Here is a 19341-nt window from a genome sequence, read left to right as displayed (position 1 = left end):
ATCTCGCGTGCGTGTCGCCTGGCCCGATCACGCTTGGACGCTGCCCCCAGCTTACTCATTCCCGACGCCCACCCATGGGTGTGTCGCGGCCGGTAGGCTGCCCCATGACACGGGCGCGCCCGACCACCGACATCGGCGGGCCGACACCCGGATGACAACGACGGATCGACGTAGGACGGGACGGCGCCCCGCGCCGCGAACGGAGTGGACGATGAGCGAACGAGGCCGCGAGCCGTACCCCATCCAGTGGAACGCGCCCGCCACGGGCACCGCGCAGCCGGCGTGGGCCGGGCCGCGACCAGATGCTCAGCTCGACGCGCCCGCCGGCCAGGCTGACGCTCCGGCTGCCGCCGGCGGACGCTCGTCGGGCGATGCCCCGGCCACGCCGCAGCAGAGGGATGCGCGACAGACGGACGCGAGCTCGGCCGACGAGCAGGGCGTCGGCCCGGCCGCTCCCGGGCAGCTCGGCAACCCGTGGAACGACGCCCAGCCCGCCGCCACGCCCGTGGGGTGGGCAGGCGAACAGCAGCCCGCCGGGCGGCCTGCGCCCGGCGATGCAGGTCAGCACGCGGCGCCCTCGGCGCCTCACGCGGTGGGCTCCGACCCCGCTGACGGTGCATCCGAGTCGCCGCGCCACGACCAGGCCGACGGCGACGCCGACCAGGCACCCCGCGGTGGCGCCTCACCCGTCGGAGCCGTGCCCGCGCCGGCAGCCGACGCGCAGGCGACGAGCCCGTCGAACGGCTACCCGTCGGCACCTCCGTCGGGTGGTTACCCGTCCGCACCTCCGTCTGGGGGCTATGCGTCGGCTCCCCCGTCGAACGGGTACTCCTCGAGCGGGTACGAGTCGGCGCCGCCTCAGGTCGTCGGCCAGAACGACGATCTGCCGGAGGACTCGCTGACGATCGGCCGCAGCCGCAGCAACAGCATCGTGCTCGACGACATGCTCGTCTCGCGCCGACACGTCGTCATCACGGCGGAGGATGAGGGTCTGCTGCTGCGCGATCTCGGGTCGCGCAACGGCACGTTCGTCAACGGGCGCCGCGTCGAGCAGACATTGCTGCACGAAGGCGACCGCATCGGCATCGGCGCCTCCACCTTCGAGGTGCGCGACGGCTGGCTCGTCTCGGTCTGAGCCGCGAACACCCGTCCGGACCGGCCGCGATCCAACCTGGACATCGACCACAGCAGCGCCCGTGGGCGCTGGAACGCTCCGGGAGGGAAGCGTGGGAATACAAGAACTGACGGTGCAGGTCGACGGGCACGTCGTGCGGTTGCAACCAGGTGAGAGCGCGACGATCGGCCGCGGCCGCGACTGCGACATCACGATCGTCGACGTCGACGTCTCACGACGCCACGCTCAGGTGAGCGCGCAGGGCGAGGGGTGGCAGGTGCGTGACCTCGACAGCTCGAACGGCACCTGGGTCGACGGCCAGCGCGTGCACGGTTACCGCGATCTGCGCGGTGGTGAGGACGTCCGACTCGGCGGGCCCCGTGGGACGCGAGTCCAGTTCTCGCGAAGTTCCACCCCAGCAGGTGAGCAGGTCGCGCGCAGTGTCGACCCGAACGGCGCGAGCCCGTCACAGGCCCCGCCTGAGGCAACCTCGATCTCCGTGCCGATGCCGCGTCGCAGCAGCGGCGCTTCGAGCGCTGCGCCCACGCCCGACGCCACGACCGGTTCGAGCCTGAAGACCGGCCCGATCCGGCTGCCCCGCCCCCCGCAGGCCCCCGCCGAGCGACGTGCGAGCGGCGACGTGTTCCAGGGATGGACCGGGCAGCTCGAGCCCGAACCCACCGGCCGCCTGACCGTCCAGGGCGCCGTCCCGCAGGCCATGGCCCTGCCGTCGGGCACCATCACCATCGGTCGCGGCACCGAGAACGAGATCGTCGTGCGCGACCTGCTCGCGAGCCGGCGTCACGCCCGCCTCGTGCCGCAGGGCGACAGCTTCGCCGTCGAGGATCTCGGCAGCAGCAACGGCACCTACATCAACGGTGCGCGCATCACCCGCGGCACCTTGCGCGAGGACGACCTGCTCGCCGTCGGCCACACCCGATTCACGTTGAAGAACGGGCGTCTCGTCGCGAGCGAGGACGAAGGTGACGTCACCTTCGTCGCCAACCACCTGTCGTTCTCGCTGCCCGACGGCAAGAAGCTGCTCGACGACGTCAGTTTCGGCCTCGAAGGATCGAGCCTCGTCGCCGTCATCGGCCCCTCGGGTGCGGGCAAGTCGACGCTGCTCAAGGCCCTCATCGGTGCCCAGAAGGCTACCGAGGGCGAGGTCTACTACGACGGACGAGACCTCTACGACAACTACGAGGATCTGCGCCACCGTATCGGCGTCGTCCCGCAGGACGACGTCGTCCACCCCGAGCTGACGGTCCGTCAGGCCCTGCGGTACGCGGCCGAGCTGCGCTTCCCCGCCGACCTCGATCGTGAGTCGCGCGAGGCCCGCGTCGAGGAGGTCATCGACGAACTGGGGCTGACGGAGCACGCCACCACCCAGGTCTCACGCCTGTCCGGTGGCCAACGCAAACGCACATCCGTTGCCCTCGAGCTGCTGACGCGCCCGTCGCTGCTCTTCCTCGACGAACCGACCTCCGGCCTCGACCCGGGCCTCGACAAGCGCGTCATGCTGACGCTGCGCGGCCTCGCCGACGGCGGCCGCACCGTCGTCGTCATCACGCACAACGTCGCGAGCCTCGGCGTGTGCGACCGGGTGCTCATGCTCGCACCGGGCGGACGGGTCGCCTACTTCGGCCCGCCCGACGAGATGCTGCCCTACTTCTCGGCGAGCGATCACGCCGATGTGTTCAACACCGTCACCGACGACCCGCAGCGCTCGCAGGACGTGTTCCGCTCCTCGGCGATGATGGACAGCCAGGTGTCCGCTCCCCTGAGCGCGCCGCGCCCGTCCGCGTCGTCGCAGCGGGACGTGCCACCGCGTCAGCAGTCGATCTTTCGTCAGCTGTCGACGCTCATCCGACGCCAGTTCAGGGTCATCGCGGCCGACCGCGGCTTCGTCGCCTTCATGCTGCTGCTCCCCATCGCCCTCGCGGGCCTGGCGATGCTCGTACCGGGCACGCACGGGCTGAAGACGGTCTTCTTCGAGCAGGAACTCATCGCCAACGGGGGCGACCCCGGCAAGGTGACGCTGCGGGCTGAAGGAACCCAGATCATGACGCTCATCGTCATGGGATCGGTCTTCATGGGGTTGGCCGCCACCATCCGCGAACTCGTCGCCGAGCGCCCGATCTTCTTGCGGGAGAAGGCCGTCGGACTGTCACCCTTCGCCTACATCGGCAGCAAGGTCGTCACGTACGGGCTGCTCGTCGCGGTGCAGTGCGCCATCCTCGTCCTGCTCGTCATCGCGGGCAAGGGCGCGCCGACCGCCCCCGTCGCGCTCGCCAACACGACGCTCGAGACGTTCGTCCTCGCCTTCCTGACGGGGCTCGCGGCTGTCGCGATCGGCCTCGCGTTGTCGAGCTTCGCGAAGACGAACGAGCAGGTCATGCCGATGCTCGTCATCGTCATCATGGGCGCGCTGGTCTTCTCGGGTGGGCTGTTCGATCTCGACAGCCAGCTCATGCGCGGCCTCGGCAGCATCTTCCCGAGCCGCTGGGGCCTGGCCATGGGTGCCCAGACCGCCGACGTCAAGACGAGCATGACGATCCCCGGCCGTTCCCGCTCGTGGGATCCGTTCTGGGTGCGGGACACCGACCACTGGCTCATCGCCGCGGCCGCGCTGATCGCCATCTTCGTGGTCGGCACGACCATCGCCTGGTGGAGCTCGCGCCGCCGCAAGAGCATGTGAGGCCCGCCGGGCTCACGAGTCCTCGAACATCGCCCGGAAACGCGTCAGCCACGACGCGTTTCCGAGCGATGTTCGTCAGGGAGTGTTCCGTCAGTAGCGCAGGTCGCTCCACACGCCGGCATGATCAGTGCCGGGGACGGTGAAGGTGCCCGCATCGACGGGCACGAAACCACGCGTGAGGATGTGGTCGATCTGGGCGAACGGCGGCACGACGGCGTCCTGCGGCCACGTCGGCGGCCAGTTGCCATGCTGGGCGGGAAAGGCGTCGATGAGTCCATCCGCGAGATGCCGGAACGCCGGGTGCGCCGTCGAGGCGTTGAAATCGCCCGCCATGACGAGGTGCGGCGCGTTCTCGCCGCGTTGCCAGCGTCCCAGCGCCTCGAGCTGCGGGCGCCAGTGGTTCGCGCCGTCCTGCAGCGGCGGGTAGGTGTGCACGCCGTGCACGGTGACATCGGCGCCGGGTGCTGCGACCGTCACGATCGGCATCTGCAGATCGTAGGGGCCGAGGTGGCGGCCGTCGTCAAGCGTGTGCAGCGGGTAGCGCGACAGGACGGCCGTGCCGCGTGAGCCGTCGTCGACGAGCCCCGAGGCGCGGTACGGCAGCCGCCCACCCAGACCCGCGGCGTCGAGCAGGCGCAGCTTCACGGCCGTTGTCTCGGGCATGACGACGACGTCCGGGCGCACCCGGGCGACCTCAGCGGCGACGGCGCCTGCGTCAGCGCCTCCGAACTCGAGGTTGAGCGCGAGGACACGCAGGTGCCGCTGGCCGGCAGCATGCTGCACCGACGACGGCGGGCTCGGATGCTGCGCGAGTGCCACGCCTGCCGCCGTTGCGGCGACGAGCATGGGAAGCGCCGCGAGGAGCGCCGCGCGCCGGCGTACGAGCACCGCCGCGACGAGCATCACCGCGGCGATCAGCACCCAGACCGGCGTGAGCGCCTGCAGAACGGGCACGACGTTACCGATGAGCACGTCGCACCACATGAGAGCGCACAGCGCGGCAGTGAGCAGGCACGCGAGCGCGATGACGACACCGAGCACGCGACGAACGCGGCCTGCGGGCCTCGTCACCCAGCGTTTCGACTTGCTTCCCGACCGATCCTCGACGGCGCTTCGCCCGAATCGTGCCCTTGGCCAGCTCGAGCCGCCCTTCTCTTGATCATCGACCGCGTTCACCGTGGTCAACGCAGGTGAGTTGCCGGCATGCCCTCCGGCGCACTGATCACCGTCGGCCTGCGCACCCTGATCACTCACCGCGCTCCCCCGTGACGCAGGCGCTCCATCTCACGGCGGTCTTTCTTCGTCGGACGCCCAGCGCCGCGGTCACGCACCGGGATCTGCGGGATGGTCTCGCGCTGGCGCGGCGGCGTCGACTCGACGTAGCACTGCGCCGCGACGGGCGCCCCGACGCGCTTCTTGACCAGGCCCGTGACATGCACGATGCGGTCGAAGCCCTGCTGCCGCACGCGGAGATCGGCGCCCACCGTCACGCTCGTCGACGGCTTGACGGTCGCACCGTTCATGCGGACGTGCCCGGCGCGACACGCGGTCGTCGCCGCCGAGCGGGTCTTGTACAACCGGACAGCCCACAACCAGGCATCGATGCGGACGCTGCCCTCCACCCCCGACGTCATGCTCATGGGCGCCAGGGTAAGCCACCTCCCTGCACCGACGCTGGGCCGGCTCGCAGATCTCGCGGCGCCCAGCCGGATGGCGACTGACTCACAGGGAGGCACGTCATACGCTGCTTCCCTGTGAGTTCGTCGCCATCCTGCGTTGGGCTCGCCCGCGGCATCGTCCTACGACCGGGCGCGCATCGTGGCGTCTCGACCCTGAGCACCTGCCCCCGTGCTCGTCGCTGATCGCGCTCGTCGCTCGCCGCTCATCGGGCGCGGCGCAGGCGGCGCGTCGCGCTCAGCAGTGCACCCGCCGCACCGGGGAACGACACGACCAGCGCGCCCGGGTCGCGATCGCTCGATACGTGGTCGGTCTCGACGACCGGGCCGACGCCCGGAGGCGTCTGGCTGGGGCGCCTCGCAGGTGGCAGCAGCGTCGAGCTCGGGTGGGTCGCCGGAATCGAACCGTCCTCGACCGGCCCGGTCGGTGACCATCCGGACGTGGGTGTACCGCCGGCCGGAGTACCGCAGTGCAGGTCCGTCGCGATCTTCGCAGCGACCGCGCCGGTGCGGGGGTCGACGAACGCGAGTGTGTGGCGCCCGTCCGGCACCCCGAGTGCGCCATAGTCATGGCTCGCGGGCCGAACCTGAGCGCCCGCGTAGCCGACCCCGTCGAGGGTGACGTTCCACCGCGCCGGCGTGTTCGCGAAGTTGACGACCCACCCCGGCATAGCCGTGGCCCCTGTCACACGTCGTGCCGAGGAACGCGGCGGCCGCCGGGTAGGTGACACCGATGCTTCCGGCGATGTCGCGTCGTTTCCCCGCCGTCCCGTGCTTGATGGCCCGGGCGAGCATCGCGTCGTCGGAGGTCGCCGCAGCCGCGCTCGTGGGCACGGGCATCCCGAAGCCCTTCGCAGGCACCGCGGGCGTCGAGCTCACACGATGGCTCAGGTTCGAGCCGCGAGCAGGTGGCATGCCGGTGAATCGGCCGGCGACCGGACGACGTCAACGCGTCGGGTGCGGCTCTGTTGCCCGTCTGCTGCGCGCGATCGCGGCGGCGAGCGTCAGGAGGATCGTCAGGCTGAGCACCGGGACGGCCTCGCTGATGAAGGTCTCGAGAGGGTCGTGGTGCAGTTCGGCTCCGTTGTCGCGCGGCACGCTCTGGTACATCCCGGTGAGCACCCAGAGCCCGAGCAGGAAAGCCTGCGCCGCGATCGCCGGGTACAGCCCCTTGGCCCAACCGCGCGTCGCGAGGATCGCCCACACGGCGAACAGCGGAACGAGGACGAGGTGGTGGTACCAGGTGATCGGGCTGACCGCGCCCGTCGTGACGAAGATGACCAGGACCGCGCCCACGTCGTCGTCACGACGCAGCAGCGCGGCCGTGACGAACACCCCCGCGACGAGCGCCGCCGCGATGACGAGCAGGCGGACGAGGCCGGCGCCCGACACGTCGTGCATGACGCGCGCGACGAGGCCCGACAGCGACTGGTTCCACTCACTCTCCGGCGCGCCGGGCCGGCTCGTGTCCCACAACGCCGACGTGAAGTACGTGACGACCTCGTGCGGCAGCACGATCGCCGAGACGCCAACGGTGACGACGCCCGCCCCCAGCGCGCGCAGGGCGCTCGCGTGGTCGCGGCTGAACAGGCGCGGGACGGCGGCGAGCGCCGGCGTCACCTTGACTCCCGCAGCCAGGCCGGTGAGCACGCCTGACAGCCGACCCCCCGCGAGGCGCCGGCGGCCGAGACCGAGGTAGTCCTCGACGACGAACCAGGCCATGACGAGGTTGATCTGGCCGAAGGCGAGCGTGCCGCCGACGGCGTCCGAGCGCGCGGCTAGCAGCACCCCACCCGCGGCGGCGAGGGGCGTGAGGGCTCCCGTCGCCAAGCCGGGGGCCGGGGCTCGCTCCCCCAGCCTCCACTGTGCGATCGAGCGATCCGCGAGCAACCAGCAGATGCGGAACAGTGCGACGAGGCTGCCGAGCGTCAGCAGCGCCGTCGCGACAGACCGCGCCAATGCGGCGAGCGGCGCGAAGGCCAGGACGGCGAACGGCGGATAGGTGAACGGCCAGCCGTCACCGAACCGGCCCTCGTACAGATCGGCTGTGCCGTTCAGCGTCTTCGTCGTCGCGTCGAGGTAGATGCGAGTGTCGAACAGCGTCCAGTTCCAGGAGCGCAGCTGCAGGATGGCGCTGACGGTCACGAACGCGCAGGCGAGCAGGTACACGAGCCACGCCTCGCGACGAAACGAACGCCCCATGAACTCCCCCTCGTCCGGCCACCTCGAGCGGCCGGCCTGCTCGACAGTGAGCCACCGTCGGCGCACTGAACTCGATGTCATCACCACGACGATCTCACGACAAAAAAGCCCGCCGCCTCTGAGATCAGAAGCGGCGGGCCACGTGGTAGCGGGGACAGGATTTGAACCTGCGACCTCCGGGTTATGAGCCCGGCGAGCTACCGAGCTGCTCCACCCCGCGTCGGTATGCCTTAACCCTACGATCAGATGAACAAAGAATGCAAATCGGATGCCGCGTGAGCCTCGTCACCCCTCGCGAGACGCCTCCGCGCTGTGCCCTGCTCGAGCGTCTGCCCACGTTTTCCCCTGCGTGCAAGCGCACCCGGGTGCACTTGAGCGCAAGAGGATGCGAGTCGTCACGGAGCCGTGGAGATGGTCGTGCCGGGTGGTCGCCGCCAGGCCACGTCATCAGGTCAGCGTCGCCTTGAGCGCCTCGACGAGCCCCGGCGCGATGTTCGTGCCGATCGCCACCTTGTCGTCATCGTCCTCGGCACGACGTCGCACGAGGGTGATGATCTCGCCGTTGCGCAGCGCCGCGACGAGCAGGCGCACGTCCTCACGCTGCTCGTGGGTCGCCAGCCGCTGCGCATTCGTCCCGCCGCGACCGAACGTCTCGATCTCGGCCTGCGGCGGCACGATGATGCGCTCGACCGCGAGCGCCACCCCGTCGACGTCCGCCGGCCAAGCCGTGTGCCCTAGCGCCTTCTCGAGGTCGTCACCGCGGATGACTCCCTCCTGCTCGATCGCGGAGAACTCGTCGGGGTCGACGTCGCCGAGCATCGCCGCGAGGGCCGGCTGACGACGCAGCAGCTCACCGTTGCGGGCGAGGGAGAACAGGCGCGCCGGTTGACCCCACCCGTCTGTCGCGACGTGCGCCTCGGTCTCGAGAGCAGCGCGGGTGAGAGGGGACAGCACGGGCTTGACGGCACTCATGCGACCCATCGTAGGGGCGTTCAGCCGCAGCGCGGCAGCCCCTGCGTCGAACCGTCGGCGACGTGCTCGACCGTCGAGATGGCGTCCTTGATCGTCGCGACGCGGTAGACGTCAAGCCCGTTCGGCACGTGGCCCTTCAGTTCGGCGCAGTTGTCGGCCGGGGCGAGGAACGCCGTCGCACCGGCCTGGCGCGCGCCGACGACCTTCTCACGGATGCCGCCGATCGCGCCGACGTCACCGGCTGAGTCCATCGTGCCCGTGCCCGCGATCTGCTTGCCACCGGTGAGCGCACCGGGCGTCAGTTCGTCGTAGATCGCGAGGGCGAACATCGTGCCGGCGCTAGGGCCGCCGACGTCGCCGACGGAGATGTTCACCTTGAACGGCATCGTTGCCTTCGGATTGAGCGTCAGCCCCATGACGGCGCGGTCGTCGACCTTCGTCGTCGGCACGGCGAACGTCATCGCCTTGCCGTCGCGGGTGATGCCGAGCTGCACCTTCTGGCCCGGCGTGACCTTCTTCATCTCGCGCTGCAGCGACAGCGAATCCGCAATCTTCACCCCGTTGACGGAGACGATGACGTCCTTGACGCGCAGCAGCTTCTTCGCCTCGCTCGCCGAGTCGGAGATGCCGGCGATCTCGATCATCTCGGGCACGTCGTAGCCCGCCTGACGCGCGGCGACGACCTCGGCCGACGACTGCGACCCCGTCATCTCCGCCTCGTTCTGCTGCTGCACCTGCTCCCGCGTGGTCTGCGGCGCGAACAGCTGCGACTCTTCGTAGATCTGCGCGTGATCGTCGAGTTTCGCGAGCCCGTACTCGATGAGGCTGGGGCGGTTGCCGGGGCCGCCGACCATCGAGACCGTCGTGAAGTGCAGGCCGCCCGAGGTCGGGTAGGTCTTCGCGCCGCTCAGCGTCAACACCTTCTTTCCCTCGAAGGTGCCGAGGGTGTTCGGCGCCGGGCCGGGGCGCAGGATGACGTAGGGCACCTTGATGCCGAAGCCTGCGACCACGGCGAGGAGCACGACGACGAAGATCGCCAGCATCACCTTGGTCCGCGTGCGCATCGACGCCCAGCGTGACGGGCGGCGCTCGGCCGCGTCGACGGTTCGGGAACTCATGGGCGCCTCTCGCTGTTGTACGTCACGAAGGAGTCGAACAGCCGTCATCCTCTCACCTGCCCACAGCGGCGCGGGCGCCCGCTCAGGCCTGCCCGCCGCACGCGCGGCGCCGACGACGGCCGGTAGTGTCGGCTCCAGACGGACACGAACCTCTCGGAAGGTGCGCACCATGGCTGATGACCACAACCCGATGAACCCCTACGGCGGCCGCAAGGACGACGACGAGCGCGGTGACGCGAACGGCGGCGACGGTCTCGAGGAGATGCTGCGCGGCCTCATGGGTGGGGGCACGCCCGACCCGCAGATGATGGATGCGCTGCGCCAGATGGGCATGGGTTCGATGGACCCGGCGCAGATGGGGATGATGCAGGCGCAGCTGCAGGCGATGATGAGCGGCGACTCGGGCTCGGCGTTCAACGAACAGCTCGCGGCGAACGTCGCGCGCCAGGTCGTCTCCGCGGAGGGTGACCCGAGCGTGCCCACCTCGACGAAGAGCGACGTCGCGCAGGTCGCGGCCGTCGCCAACCTGTGGCTCGACGCGGTCACCGACTTCGCCGCTCCCGGCGCCCCGGCCCGTGCCCTGTCGCGCAGCGAATGGGTCGAGGCGACGATGCCGACCTGGCGCAAGGTCGTCGAACCCGTCGCGGGCGGCGTCGGCAACGCCGTCGCAGACGCGATGATGAAGCAGCTCGGCTCGTTCGACGCGAGCGACCTGTCGCAGCTCGGCATCCCCGAGGGCATGTTGCCGCCAGGCTTCGACATCTCCAGCCTCAGCGCTCAGATGACGCCGATGCTCAAGCAGATGAGTGCGCAGATGTTCGGCGTGCAGGTCGGCCAGGCCATCGGCGCGCTCGCGAAGGAGAGCGTCACCGGCACCGAGGTCGGCCTGCCGCTGCTGCGCCCCAACGCCGTCACGATCCTGCCGCACAACGTCGCGTCGTTCGCCGACGGCCTCGAGCTCGACGCCGGCGAGGTGCACCTCTACCTCGCGGTGCGCGAGGCCGCCCGCGTGCGCCTGTACGAGCGCGTGCCGTGGCTCGACGCGGCCCTCATCGCCGCCGTCCAGACGTACGCCGGTGACATCCGCATCGACACCGACGCCATCGAGGAGAAGCTGCGCGACATCGACCCGCAGGACGCCGAGGCCCTGCAGGGAGCGCTCGCCGGCAACCTGTTCTCCCCCGAACCGTCGGATGCGCAGAAGCGCACGCTCGCTCACCTGGAGAACCTGCTCGCTCTCGTCGAGGGGTGGGTCGACGTCGTCACCGACGCCGCGGTCGCGCAGCACCTGCCGAACGCCGCGGCCCTCGCCGAGGTCGTGCGTCGCCGTCGCGCCTCCGCCGGCCCGGCCGAGAAGGTCTTCAGCTCGCTCGTCGGGCTCGAACTGCGCCCGCGCCGCCTGCGTGAAGCGGCAGCGCTGTGGACGCAGCTGACCGACGCGACGGACGCCGCCACCCGCGACGGCGTGTGGTCGCACCCCGACCACGTTCCCAGCGCCACTGACCTCGACGACCCGTCGACGTTCATCGCGCGCGCGAGCGGCGAGGAGACTCCCGAGACGGGCCGCGATGAGATGGACGACGCCCTCGACGCGCTGCTGGCCCAGGGGCTCGCCGAGATGGGCGAGTCGAGTTCGGCCGGCGGTGAAGGCTACGGCGGTTCATCGACGGGCCGTTCGTCGTCGGATGACGCGTCGGCCGGTGCCGCGTCCGGTGAGCAGGCCGCCATGAACCCGCGCGATCCGCGTCATGACGGTCTGGACGACCGCGCGGACGAGGCCCCCGGTGAGGTCGACTCGGCGGGCAGCGCGAAGGGTGGCACGTCGGAGGACGAAGGCGGCGCCGGCGACGGAGACGGCCAGGACGATCCGACGCAGGGTGGAACGCCGGGCGCGTGAACCACTCCACGACATCCGACCACGGGGCCGGGCGGGTCGAGACCCGTTCGGCCCCGTCGTCGCGCGCCGAGCCCGCCATGCCCGAACAGTTCACGGCGCTGCACTCGCAGGCGCTCGCCGACCTGAGCACCTGGACGGCCCCGAGCCCGCCGCAGGAGCAGATGCGCGCCCGCATGGTCGAGACCCTGCGACTCGATGCGACAGCAATGTGGCGTCATCACAGCCGAGCCCACTTCACGACGTCGCTGGTCGTCGTCGATGCCGACGCCCGCCGCGTGGCGCTGACGCTGCACGCGAAGGCGAAGCGGTGGTTCCAGTTCGGCGGGCACCTCGAGTGCGGCGACGCAACGCTCGAGGCGGCGGCCCTGCGGGAGGGCCTCGAAGAATCCGGCCTCGCCGACCTGCGGCTGCTGCCTGGGCTGCTCGCCGTCGACATCCATGCTCTCGACGGGGCGTTCGGATGGTGCACGGAACACCTCGACGTGCGGTACGTCGCCGTGGCAGGCGGCGAATCCCTCACGGTGAGCGACGAATCCGACGATGTGCGTTGGTTCGACGTCGACGCCCTGCCCGAGGATGCCGAACCGGCGCTGCGCGAGGCCATCGCCCTCGCATGCGAGCGCGTCCGCGCCAACCCCGGGCTCTGAGCCCACTCGGCCGCGATCGACGCGGCCGTCACGGCTCCCTCGTCGGGTCGGCGACGTCTCCTTCCTCTTCGCCGAGGTCGTCATCGAGTGACGCCGACGGCGCGGGCGCGGCACGACTTGCCCCGAACGAGGCGCCGGCGAGGAAGGCCTGGGCGCGTTCGTGCTCCGGGTAGCGGCGCACGATCTCCTGGAAGCGCGGCCCGTGCCCGCGCTCGAGCAGGTGCGTGACCTCGTGCAGGAGCACCGCGTCGACGACGTAGTCGGGCATGCCGACCATCGCGTCGGAGAGCCGGATCGAAGCATCCCCCGGTGAGCACGACGCCCACCTGGTCGTCATGTTCGACACCCACCGCACCGAGGCAGGCTCGGGCGCGCCGGGCACGAAGCGTCGGCTGAGCGCCACGGCTCGCCGCATCAGGGTGTCGTCGTTGCGCTGCGAGCGACTCTTGCGCAGCATCTTGCGCACGAGATCTTCGACGATGCGTGTCTCCTCGCGCGCCGAGAGCGTCGCCGGGGCGAGCACGACGACGACGCCGTCCTCGAAGCGTGCCTGCACGGATCGCGTGCGGCGCGCGCTACGCCGGATCTCGACGTCCTGACCGTCGACGGTGATTCGCGTGGGTGCGGGGGCGGTGGTTCTCGGCATGCCCCGAGGCTATCGACAGCGACTGACAACCCCGGGATTCTGCGTCATCCCCAGGTGTGACGCCTGTGGACGAGCCCTGCGGCGATCTGCGCGCGCGGGGCAGGCTCGAAGACATGACGGGCACCGCCCGTCGTGCTGGATCACCTGCTCGGGTGCGCCGGCCAACCGTTCGCGTGGGCGCTCGACCGTGCCCTGTCACCCACCCGCCGTCCTCGGTATCCGTCCCATCCGCGTCACCCACCCACAGGAGCCTCTCGTGTCCGACACCGTCATCACGCCGCGTCCCCACGTCGCCGAGCGCCGCGCCCTGCGTCACCTCGTGCTGAACGACCTCGACGACACCTCGCTGCACGCCCTCACCGACCCCGAACCCGGTTCCGGTGCCCCCGCCCACGACGCAGGCTGGCGCGACCTCGTCGCCGCCGTCACCCACCGCCCGCGACGCACGACGCGCACCCTCGTCACCGGTCCTGCGGCGCTCGAACGAGCCGTCCTCGACGTCGTCGCCCCGCTGTGCGACGGGGCCGGGGTGTGGGACGGCCGCGCGAGTGCATCCGCGCCCGATCTGCTCATCGGGGCGCTGCCGTGGCGTTACGAAGAACTGGGTGACGTCCCCGATCTGCCCGGCCCGCTGACCGGCCCGGCGCCAGCCGTCCTGCCGCTCGCGTTCACGGCTCGCACCGTCACCGTCGGCCCCGTCGCTGGCGCAGGCGGCGCGTGCGCCGGGTGCGTCAACCCGGCCTATTCGAGCGGGACGCGGCGCCCAGACGCCGCCCTCAGCCCCGCCCTGTTCGCCTTCGCCGCGGGTGCGGCCGGGTTGTTCGTCCGGGCGTTCGCGGCGGGCAACGTCACGGCCTGCTCGATCAGTCTCACCTTCGACATGGCCGCGCCGCACGTCGAGCACCGCCTGTGGTCGTGCACCCCGACATGCCGAGACGCTGCCTGAGCAGCAGCTCGGGCAGCGTGTCGGGTGCATCGGTACCCCGGGTCATCGCGCGCTTCGGGGCGGGCGGTAGCGCTCACGCGGCGTTCTTGCGCGGACGCCCACGCGGGCGCTTGCGCGGCACGACGACGCCGCGTTCGAACAGCTCACCGCCCCACACGCCCCATGGCTCCTGACGCTCCTTCGCGCCCGCGAGGCACAGCTGCGCCGCGGGGCAGGTGGCGCAGAGCGCCTTGGCGAACTCGACGTCCGCCGGGGACTGCGCGAACCACAGCTCGGGGTCAGCGGTGGCGCACGGCGTGTCGACGTCACCGCCCGCCAGGGGTATCAGGGCGTCGGATATCAGGTCTTCGAACATTGCAGTCATGTCGGTCTCTCGCTCTTGCTCCGGAAAGGATGTGGGCCCCGGTGTCGGGGAGTTTCTGGTGGGGGCCCTGAGCCTCGTTCGCGAAGACGCTCGATGCTGGATCGGTTCGTCACACGAAAGAAGCCGCGGACCCGGGTTCGGATCTCGCGGCTTTCGCTGACGTTCGCAGGTGGCTAGACCACCTGCGCCGTGCAGGAGAGCGGGAAGAACCGAGGGGTGTGGGGGCGACGCTCGGCGCGGAACGGCACGCCCACCTCGCGGAAGATGTGGCGGGCTTCAGAGCCATTGATGCCGGCGGCGCGCAGCCCGGAGCCGATGACGGTCTGGGCAGACGTCTCCCCCGAAAGATCGAGGAGGAACGCCTGAGCGCTCGGGCGCAGGCAAGCACGCAGGGAGGCGGCGTACGTCGTCATCGTCGTGATGATGTCCATGAGGCACCTCCTGGGTCGGCGGTTCGCGTCGGGCGAACTCGGTTCGTTCGTGCGGATCGTTCGCGGCGCACCCAAGGCGCGGCGCGAAGTGGTCTCAGGCTAGCGGCGCCCGCGAGAAGGGAGCAACCGAATTATCGAGAAAGTTCTTCGGCGGCTTCTCAGGCCGGGTCGAAGTCGCCGAACTGCGACGGCTTCTCGACCTCGTCGAGCGGTTTCGCGCCGCCCAGGACGGCGAGGACGGACGCGCCGTACTTGGAGATCTTGGTGTTGCCGACCCCCGCGATGGCGCGCAGGCCGGCGGGGTTCGCCGGCAGCGTCTCGGCGATGGCGACGAGCGTCGCGTCGGTGAAGACGACGAACGCCGGTACCTTGTCTCGCTTCGCGACCGCGGCGCGCCATTCGCGCAGCGCCTCGAACTGGGCCTCGTCATAGGTCGCAGGGCATTCGGTGCAGCGGCCGATCTTGCGCTCGGGCGCGGAGTACAGATCCTTGCCGCAGGTGCGGCACTTCGCCGTCGAGCGCTTGGGGGCGGGCGCGGCGCGCTTCGTCTTCGTCGCCGCGACGACGGCGCCGTCGAGCGAGTCGCCCAGCCCGTCGAGGAAGCGTGACGGGTTGCGCGACGCCCGGCCACCTTCGTGGCGGCTGCGCGAGTAGCTGAGCTGCAGGAAACGGCGCGCACGCGTGATGCCGACGTACATGAGACGCCGCTCCTCCTCGATCGCCTCGGGCGCACTCGCCATCATGATGGGCAGCAGCCCGTCGCTCGCGCCGACGAAGAACACCGCGTCCCACTCGAGTCCCTTGGCCGCGTGCAGCGACGCGAGCGTCACGCCCTCGACCTTCGGCGCGTGCTGCTCGGACGCACGTCGGTCGAGCTCGGCGACGAAGTCGCGCAACCGCGCGCCGGGGACGGTGCGGGCGACGTCCTTGCTCAGTTCCGCGAGGGACTGCAGCGACTCCCACCGTTCACGGCTCGCCCCCGCCGCGGGCGCCTGCTGCGACCAGCCGGCGCCGCTCAGGACGTCGGCGACGACGTCGGGCAACGGTTTCGAGCCGTCGTCGCTGCGGGCCGCGCCGCGCATGAGCAGGACGGCCTTGCGCACCTCGTCGCGGTGGAAGAAGCGTTCACCGCCGCGTATCTGGTAGGGAACGCCGGCGTCGGCGAGCGCCGTCTCGAAGGCCTCGGACTGCGCGTTGGTGCGATACAGGACGGCGATGCCGCTGGCCTTCACGCCGTCGGCGAGGAGCCGCTTGATCTCCTTCGCGACGCCCCGCGCCTCCGCCGGATCGTCGGGGTAGGTGACGAGCTTCGGCGTGACGCCCCCCTCGCGCTGCGCCTGGAGCGTCACGCTGCCGAACGCCTGATCGGCGCGCTTCATCACGTCGTTGGCGAGGCGGACGATGGGCGGGTCGGAGCGGTAGTTGCGCACGAGCTCGACCTTCGCGGCACCCTCGAAGCGCTGGGCGAAGGTGCGCAGATGCCGCGGCGAGGCGCCGGTGAACGAGTAGATCGTCTGCGCCGGGTCACCGACGACGCACAGATCCTTGCGCTCACCGACCCACAGCGACAGCAGGTACTGCTGGACGGTGTTGACGTCCTGGTACTCGTCGACGACGAAGTGGCGGTACTGATCGCGCACCTGACGGGCGATGTCCTCGCGCTCGGCGAGGATGCCGGCGGCCAGGAGCAGGACGTCTTCGAAGTCGATGACGCCGCGCGCGGACTTGACGTCCTCGTAGGCATCGAGCAGTCGCGCCATCGCCGTGACGTCGAGATCGGCGGGCTGACGGCCGGCGCGCCGTGCTGCGGCCGGGTAGGTCTCCGGGGTGAGCATCGAGACCTTGGCCCACTCGACCTCACCGGCGAGGTCGCGCAGTCCGGTGCGATCGACCTGCAGACGCAGCCGCCCCGCCGCCTCGCCGACGAGGCTGCCCTTCGTCCCGACGACCTCCGGCGCGCCCCCACCGATCGCCTGCGGCCAGAAGTAGCGTAGTTGGCTCAGCGCCGCGGCGTGGAAGGTGCGTGCCACGACCTGCGGGACGCCCAACTCGCGAAGGCGCGTGCGCATCTCGCCCGCAGCACGCGCGGTGAACGTCACCGCCAGCGTGCGCTGACCGACGAGAGCGCCCGAGTGCACGCCGTACGCGATGCGGTGCGTGATGGCGCGCGTCTTGCCCGTGCCCGCGCCGGCGAGGACGACCATCGGGCCGAGCGGGTTCGCCGCGACCTCCCGCTGCTGCGGGTCCAGACCCGCGAGCACCGAATCGGCGTCATGCTCGTTCACTGCTCAGGTACTCCTCGAAATGGTCGTTCGTCGCGATGCGGGTGGGCGGGTTGGTCGGTCGGATCGTGCGCCACCGTCACGGGAGCGGCTCACCGTACCAATGCTCGATGAGAGCGCGCGCGATCGACAGGCGCCCCGGCAGCGCGAGGGAACCGTCGGCGAGGCCCTGACGGACGTCGGCGCGCGAGTACCACCCGATCTCCTCGATCTCGCCCTCCTGAGCGCGCAGCGGTGTCGTCACCGCACGCGCGATGCAGCCGATCATGAGGGAGGCGGGAAAGGGCCACGGCTGGCTGCCGAGATAGCGCACGTCGGTGACCTCGACGCCGGACTCCTCGAACGTCTCGCGCGCCACGGCCTGCTCGAACGACTCCCCTGGCTCGACGAAACCCGCGAGCACCGAACGGTGCGGGCCCTTCCAGCGTGGGCCGCGGGCGAGCAGGAGGCGCGAGTCGTCGGGGTCGGACTCGTCGACGATCGCCATGATGACGGCCGGGTCGGTGCGCGGGAAGTGATGCGAACCGTCCGCTTCGCAGCGACGCACCCAGCCCGCCTCGACGACGATGGTGGGCGCCCCGCAGCGCGGGCAGTGCGTGTGCGTCGCATGCCACTGGGCCAACGCGACGGCCGCGGTGACGCAGGCGAGGTCGTCGCCCGACAGTTCGAGCCCGATGTCGCGCAGGGTGCGCCACGACGGCGCGTCGTCGCCGTCATCCTCCGAAGTCGTGGCGGTAGCCGCGTTGCCAGGGCGCTCCCCCGTCGGCGCAGGGACCGGTGCGTCGTCCTGCGGGCGAAGCACGGCGAGCGCGGGGCCGTGGGACGTCTGACCGAGGTAGAGGACGACACCGCCGGTGTCGAACCACTGCCGATCCTCGGCCTGTGGTGCGCGCCAGAGCAGCTGGGTGCGCCGTTGCGGCACCGAGGCGCCGCGCACGTCGAGGACCCGCGTCGTCGCGACGGCGAGCAGCCGCTCGATGAGATCCGGTTCGGAGCGCCGCAGCGCATCACGGTCGACGACGGCGTCGCCGAGGACGAGATCGGGCAAAGGTCGCGTGGCGTCGGGCATGCCTCCCAGGCTAGACGCCACCTCCGACATACGGTGTGGGGGTGATGCGCTCGCCCCTGCTCCTCGCCGCCCTCGCCGACGCCGCCGTGCCCGGAATCCGCCCCATCAAGGTCGAAGGCCTGCCCGTGCCGGCCGGCGACCTCTACCAGAGTGCCCACATCACGGGCGCCGACGGCCGGGTCTGGCTCGTCCGCTCCGCGCTGACTGGAGCCGCAGGCGCCGAACTCGCCGCATCCGACGCCCTCGTGCAATTGCTCACGCGACGCGTCGACTTCGACGTGCCCCGCGTCGAGGGCTCCGCCCGCCCGAAGGAGGGATCGGCCGTCGCCGTCTACGCGCGCCCCCGCGGCAGGGCGCTCGACTGGCGCCACCTCGCCGGACGCTCCGCCGCGGCGCGTGCCCTCGGCCAGGCGCTCGCGCACCTGCACGGCGTCGACCCGCGCGTCGTCGAGGAGGCCGGCCTCGCCACCTACGACGCCGACACCTACCGTCAGCGTCTGCGCGCCGACGTCGATCGCGCCGCCGCGACGTCCCGGGTGCCGTCGGCCCTCATCGCCCGCTGGCGCGAGGCCCTTGACACGCCGGCGTTGTGGCGCTTCTCGACGACGGTGACGCACGGGCCGCTGCGCGGCGCCGACGTCCATGTCGACGAGGGTGAGGTGAGCGCCATCAGCGGCTGGGAGCATGCCGGCGTCGCCGACCCCGCGCGCGACTTCGCGCTGCTGTGGAACTCTGCGCCGCAGCAGGCGTTCGACACCGTGTTCGAGGCCTACGCCGCCGAACGCGCCGAGAGGCCCGACCCGAACCTGGAGCGCCGCGTCCGCCTCATGGGCGAGATGGAACTCGCGTACGCGCTGCTCGCAAGCCGCACGATGGGCGACGACGCGCGCGTCGAGCGTCACGCCGCGGCGCTCGAGGAACTCGCCTTCGAGGTGGAGGGCGACTCGAGTCTCCTGCCGCCGGCGCGCCGTGCGGGCACGGCGCCGATCGACCTCGTCCCCCCGCTCGACCCCGCCGACATCGAGGTCGTCGACGCCGAGGTCGGCGAGGAGGACGCCACCGTCGAGATCCCCGTGCGCCTGGCCCCGGAGCGAGAGGACCGCTCCGAGCACGCGGGCGCCACGCGCGTCGATGGCGACGCCGCGCGCACCCGACTGCCTCACGGCTCGTCCGAGGAGCCCGCGGCCTCGAGCGACGACTCGGCAGGCGCCGTCGCCGACGAATCGTCCGGCGGGAACGCGAGATCCCGCTGACCGCTCGGGCCGCACCCGCGGGACGC

17 protein-coding genes and 1 tRNA gene are annotated in these 19341 nt (G+C 71.2%); 6 read left to right on the top strand and 12 right to left on the bottom strand.

Annotated elements, in window-relative coordinates; translation table 11 throughout:
* Window positions 1-211: 211 nt before the first annotated feature.
* Window positions 212-1135 (top strand): FHA domain-containing protein, encoded by a 924-nt coding sequence (locus EDC82_RS04305; protein WP_074046231.1) that lies wholly within the window; start codon window positions 212-214, stop codon window positions 1133-1135.
* Window positions 1136-1226: 91 nt separating this feature from the next.
* On the top strand, window positions 1227-3812 hold the full coding sequence (locus EDC82_RS04300; RefSeq protein WP_160126188.1) for an ATP-binding cassette domain-containing protein: 2586 nt from the start codon (window positions 1227-1229) through the stop codon (window positions 3810-3812).
* A 90-nt stretch (window positions 3813-3902) separates the two neighbouring features.
* Here the strand turns inward: EDC82_RS04300 and EDC82_RS04295 are convergent, their stop codons facing one another.
* From EDC82_RS04295 to EDC82_RS04265, 7 genes are all read right to left on the bottom strand, one after another.
* Entirely contained in the window at window positions 3903-4883 is a 981-nt protein-coding gene (locus tag EDC82_RS04295) for an endonuclease/exonuclease/phosphatase family protein (RefSeq protein WP_131940692.1), read from the bottom strand.
* A gap of 179 nt (window positions 4884-5062) precedes the next feature.
* Window positions 5063-5452, bottom strand: a complete 390-nt coding sequence (locus EDC82_RS04290) for an RNA-binding S4 domain-containing protein (RefSeq protein ID WP_131940690.1) — start codon at window positions 5450-5452, stop codon at window positions 5063-5065.
* 242 nt (window positions 5453-5694) lie between these two features.
* Window positions 5695-6159, bottom strand: a complete 465-nt coding sequence (locus EDC82_RS04285; RefSeq protein ID WP_062257108.1) for a hypothetical protein — start codon at window positions 6157-6159, stop codon at window positions 5695-5697.
* Between the two features lie 274 nt (window positions 6160-6433).
* Window positions 6434-7690, bottom strand: coding sequence for a glycosyltransferase 87 family protein (locus tag EDC82_RS04280; protein WP_160126186.1), 1257 nt, complete (start codon window positions 7688-7690; stop codon window positions 6434-6436).
* Between the two features lie 143 nt (window positions 7691-7833).
* Window positions 7834-7910, bottom strand: a tRNA-Met gene (locus tag EDC82_RS04275).
* 227 nt (window positions 7911-8137) lie between these two features.
* A complete protein-coding gene (locus EDC82_RS04270; protein ID WP_062257105.1) occupies window positions 8138-8662 on the bottom strand; it encodes a PPA1309 family protein in 525 nt (174 codons plus the stop codon).
* A 20-nt stretch (window positions 8663-8682) separates the two neighbouring features.
* Window positions 8683-9780, bottom strand: coding sequence for a PDZ domain-containing protein (locus tag EDC82_RS04265; protein ID WP_062257103.1), 1098 nt, complete (start codon window positions 9778-9780; stop codon window positions 8683-8685).
* A gap of 169 nt (window positions 9781-9949) precedes the next feature.
* Here EDC82_RS04265 and EDC82_RS04260 point away from each other — a divergent pair, with 169 nt between their 5' ends.
* Together EDC82_RS04260 and EDC82_RS04255 are read left to right on the top strand one after the other, a co-directional pair.
* Window positions 9950-11677, top strand: coding sequence for a zinc-dependent metalloprotease (locus tag EDC82_RS04260; protein WP_040014192.1), 1728 nt, complete (start codon window positions 9950-9952; stop codon window positions 11675-11677).
* A gap of 77 nt (window positions 11678-11754) precedes the next feature.
* Entirely contained in the window at window positions 11755-12324 is a 570-nt protein-coding gene (locus tag EDC82_RS04255) for an NUDIX hydrolase (RefSeq protein ID WP_040014202.1), read from the top strand.
* Between the two features lie 28 nt (window positions 12325-12352).
* On the opposite strand, the gene EDC82_RS04250 is transcribed toward EDC82_RS04255, so the two are convergent.
* On the bottom strand, window positions 12353-12970 hold the full coding sequence (locus EDC82_RS04250) for a M48 family metallopeptidase (protein WP_082740613.1): 618 nt from the start codon (window positions 12968-12970) through the stop codon (window positions 12353-12355).
* 256 nt (window positions 12971-13226) lie between these two features.
* On the opposite strand from EDC82_RS04250, the gene EDC82_RS04245 reads away from it, so the two are divergent.
* Window positions 13227-13916, top strand: a complete 690-nt coding sequence (locus EDC82_RS04245; RefSeq protein WP_050786405.1) for a hypothetical protein — start codon at window positions 13227-13229, stop codon at window positions 13914-13916.
* 73 nt (window positions 13917-13989) lie between these two features.
* Here EDC82_RS04245 and EDC82_RS04240 read toward each other — a convergent pair whose 3' ends face one another.
* The 4 genes from EDC82_RS04240 to nudC all read right to left on the bottom strand — a co-directional run bounded on the left by EDC82_RS04240 (window position 13990) and on the right by nudC (window position 18062).
* The gene (locus EDC82_RS04240; protein ID WP_006943409.1) at window positions 13990-14271 is read right to left on the bottom strand and encodes a WhiB family transcriptional regulator; all 282 of its coding nucleotides are present in this window, start codon (window positions 14269-14271) and stop codon (window positions 13990-13992) included.
* A 182-nt stretch (window positions 14272-14453) separates the two neighbouring features.
* Complete coding sequence (locus EDC82_RS04235) at window positions 14454-14711, bottom strand: hypothetical protein (RefSeq protein WP_062257101.1); 258 nt, start codon at window positions 14709-14711, stop codon at window positions 14454-14456.
* A gap of 158 nt (window positions 14712-14869) precedes the next feature.
* Entirely contained in the window at window positions 14870-16996 is a 2127-nt protein-coding gene (locus EDC82_RS04230) for an ATP-dependent DNA helicase UvrD2 (protein ID WP_062257099.1), read from the bottom strand.
* A gap of 76 nt (window positions 16997-17072) precedes the next feature.
* Window positions 17073-18062, bottom strand: coding sequence for an NAD(+) diphosphatase (nudC, locus tag EDC82_RS04225; protein WP_006943437.1), 990 nt, complete (start codon window positions 18060-18062; stop codon window positions 17073-17075).
* Window positions 18063-18106: 44 nt separating this feature from the next.
* On the opposite strand from nudC, the gene EDC82_RS04220 reads away from it, so the two are divergent.
* Window positions 18107-19315 carry a phosphotransferase gene (locus tag EDC82_RS04220; protein WP_231729439.1) on the top strand — a complete coding sequence of 403 codons (1209 nt, stop codon included), beginning with the start codon at window positions 18107-18109 and terminating at the stop codon, window positions 19313-19315.
* The last annotated feature ends 26 nt before the right edge of the window (window positions 19316-19341 follow it).

It is taken from the genome of Dermacoccus sp. SAI-028, from assembly GCF_004346775.1.
GTDB classification, from domain to species: domain Bacteria; phylum Actinomycetota; class Actinomycetes; order Actinomycetales; family Dermatophilaceae; genus Dermacoccus; species Dermacoccus nishinomiyaensis.
The sequence above is the reverse complement of the archived record's forward strand: the minus strand, read 5'-3'. Positions and strand labels throughout refer to the sequence as shown.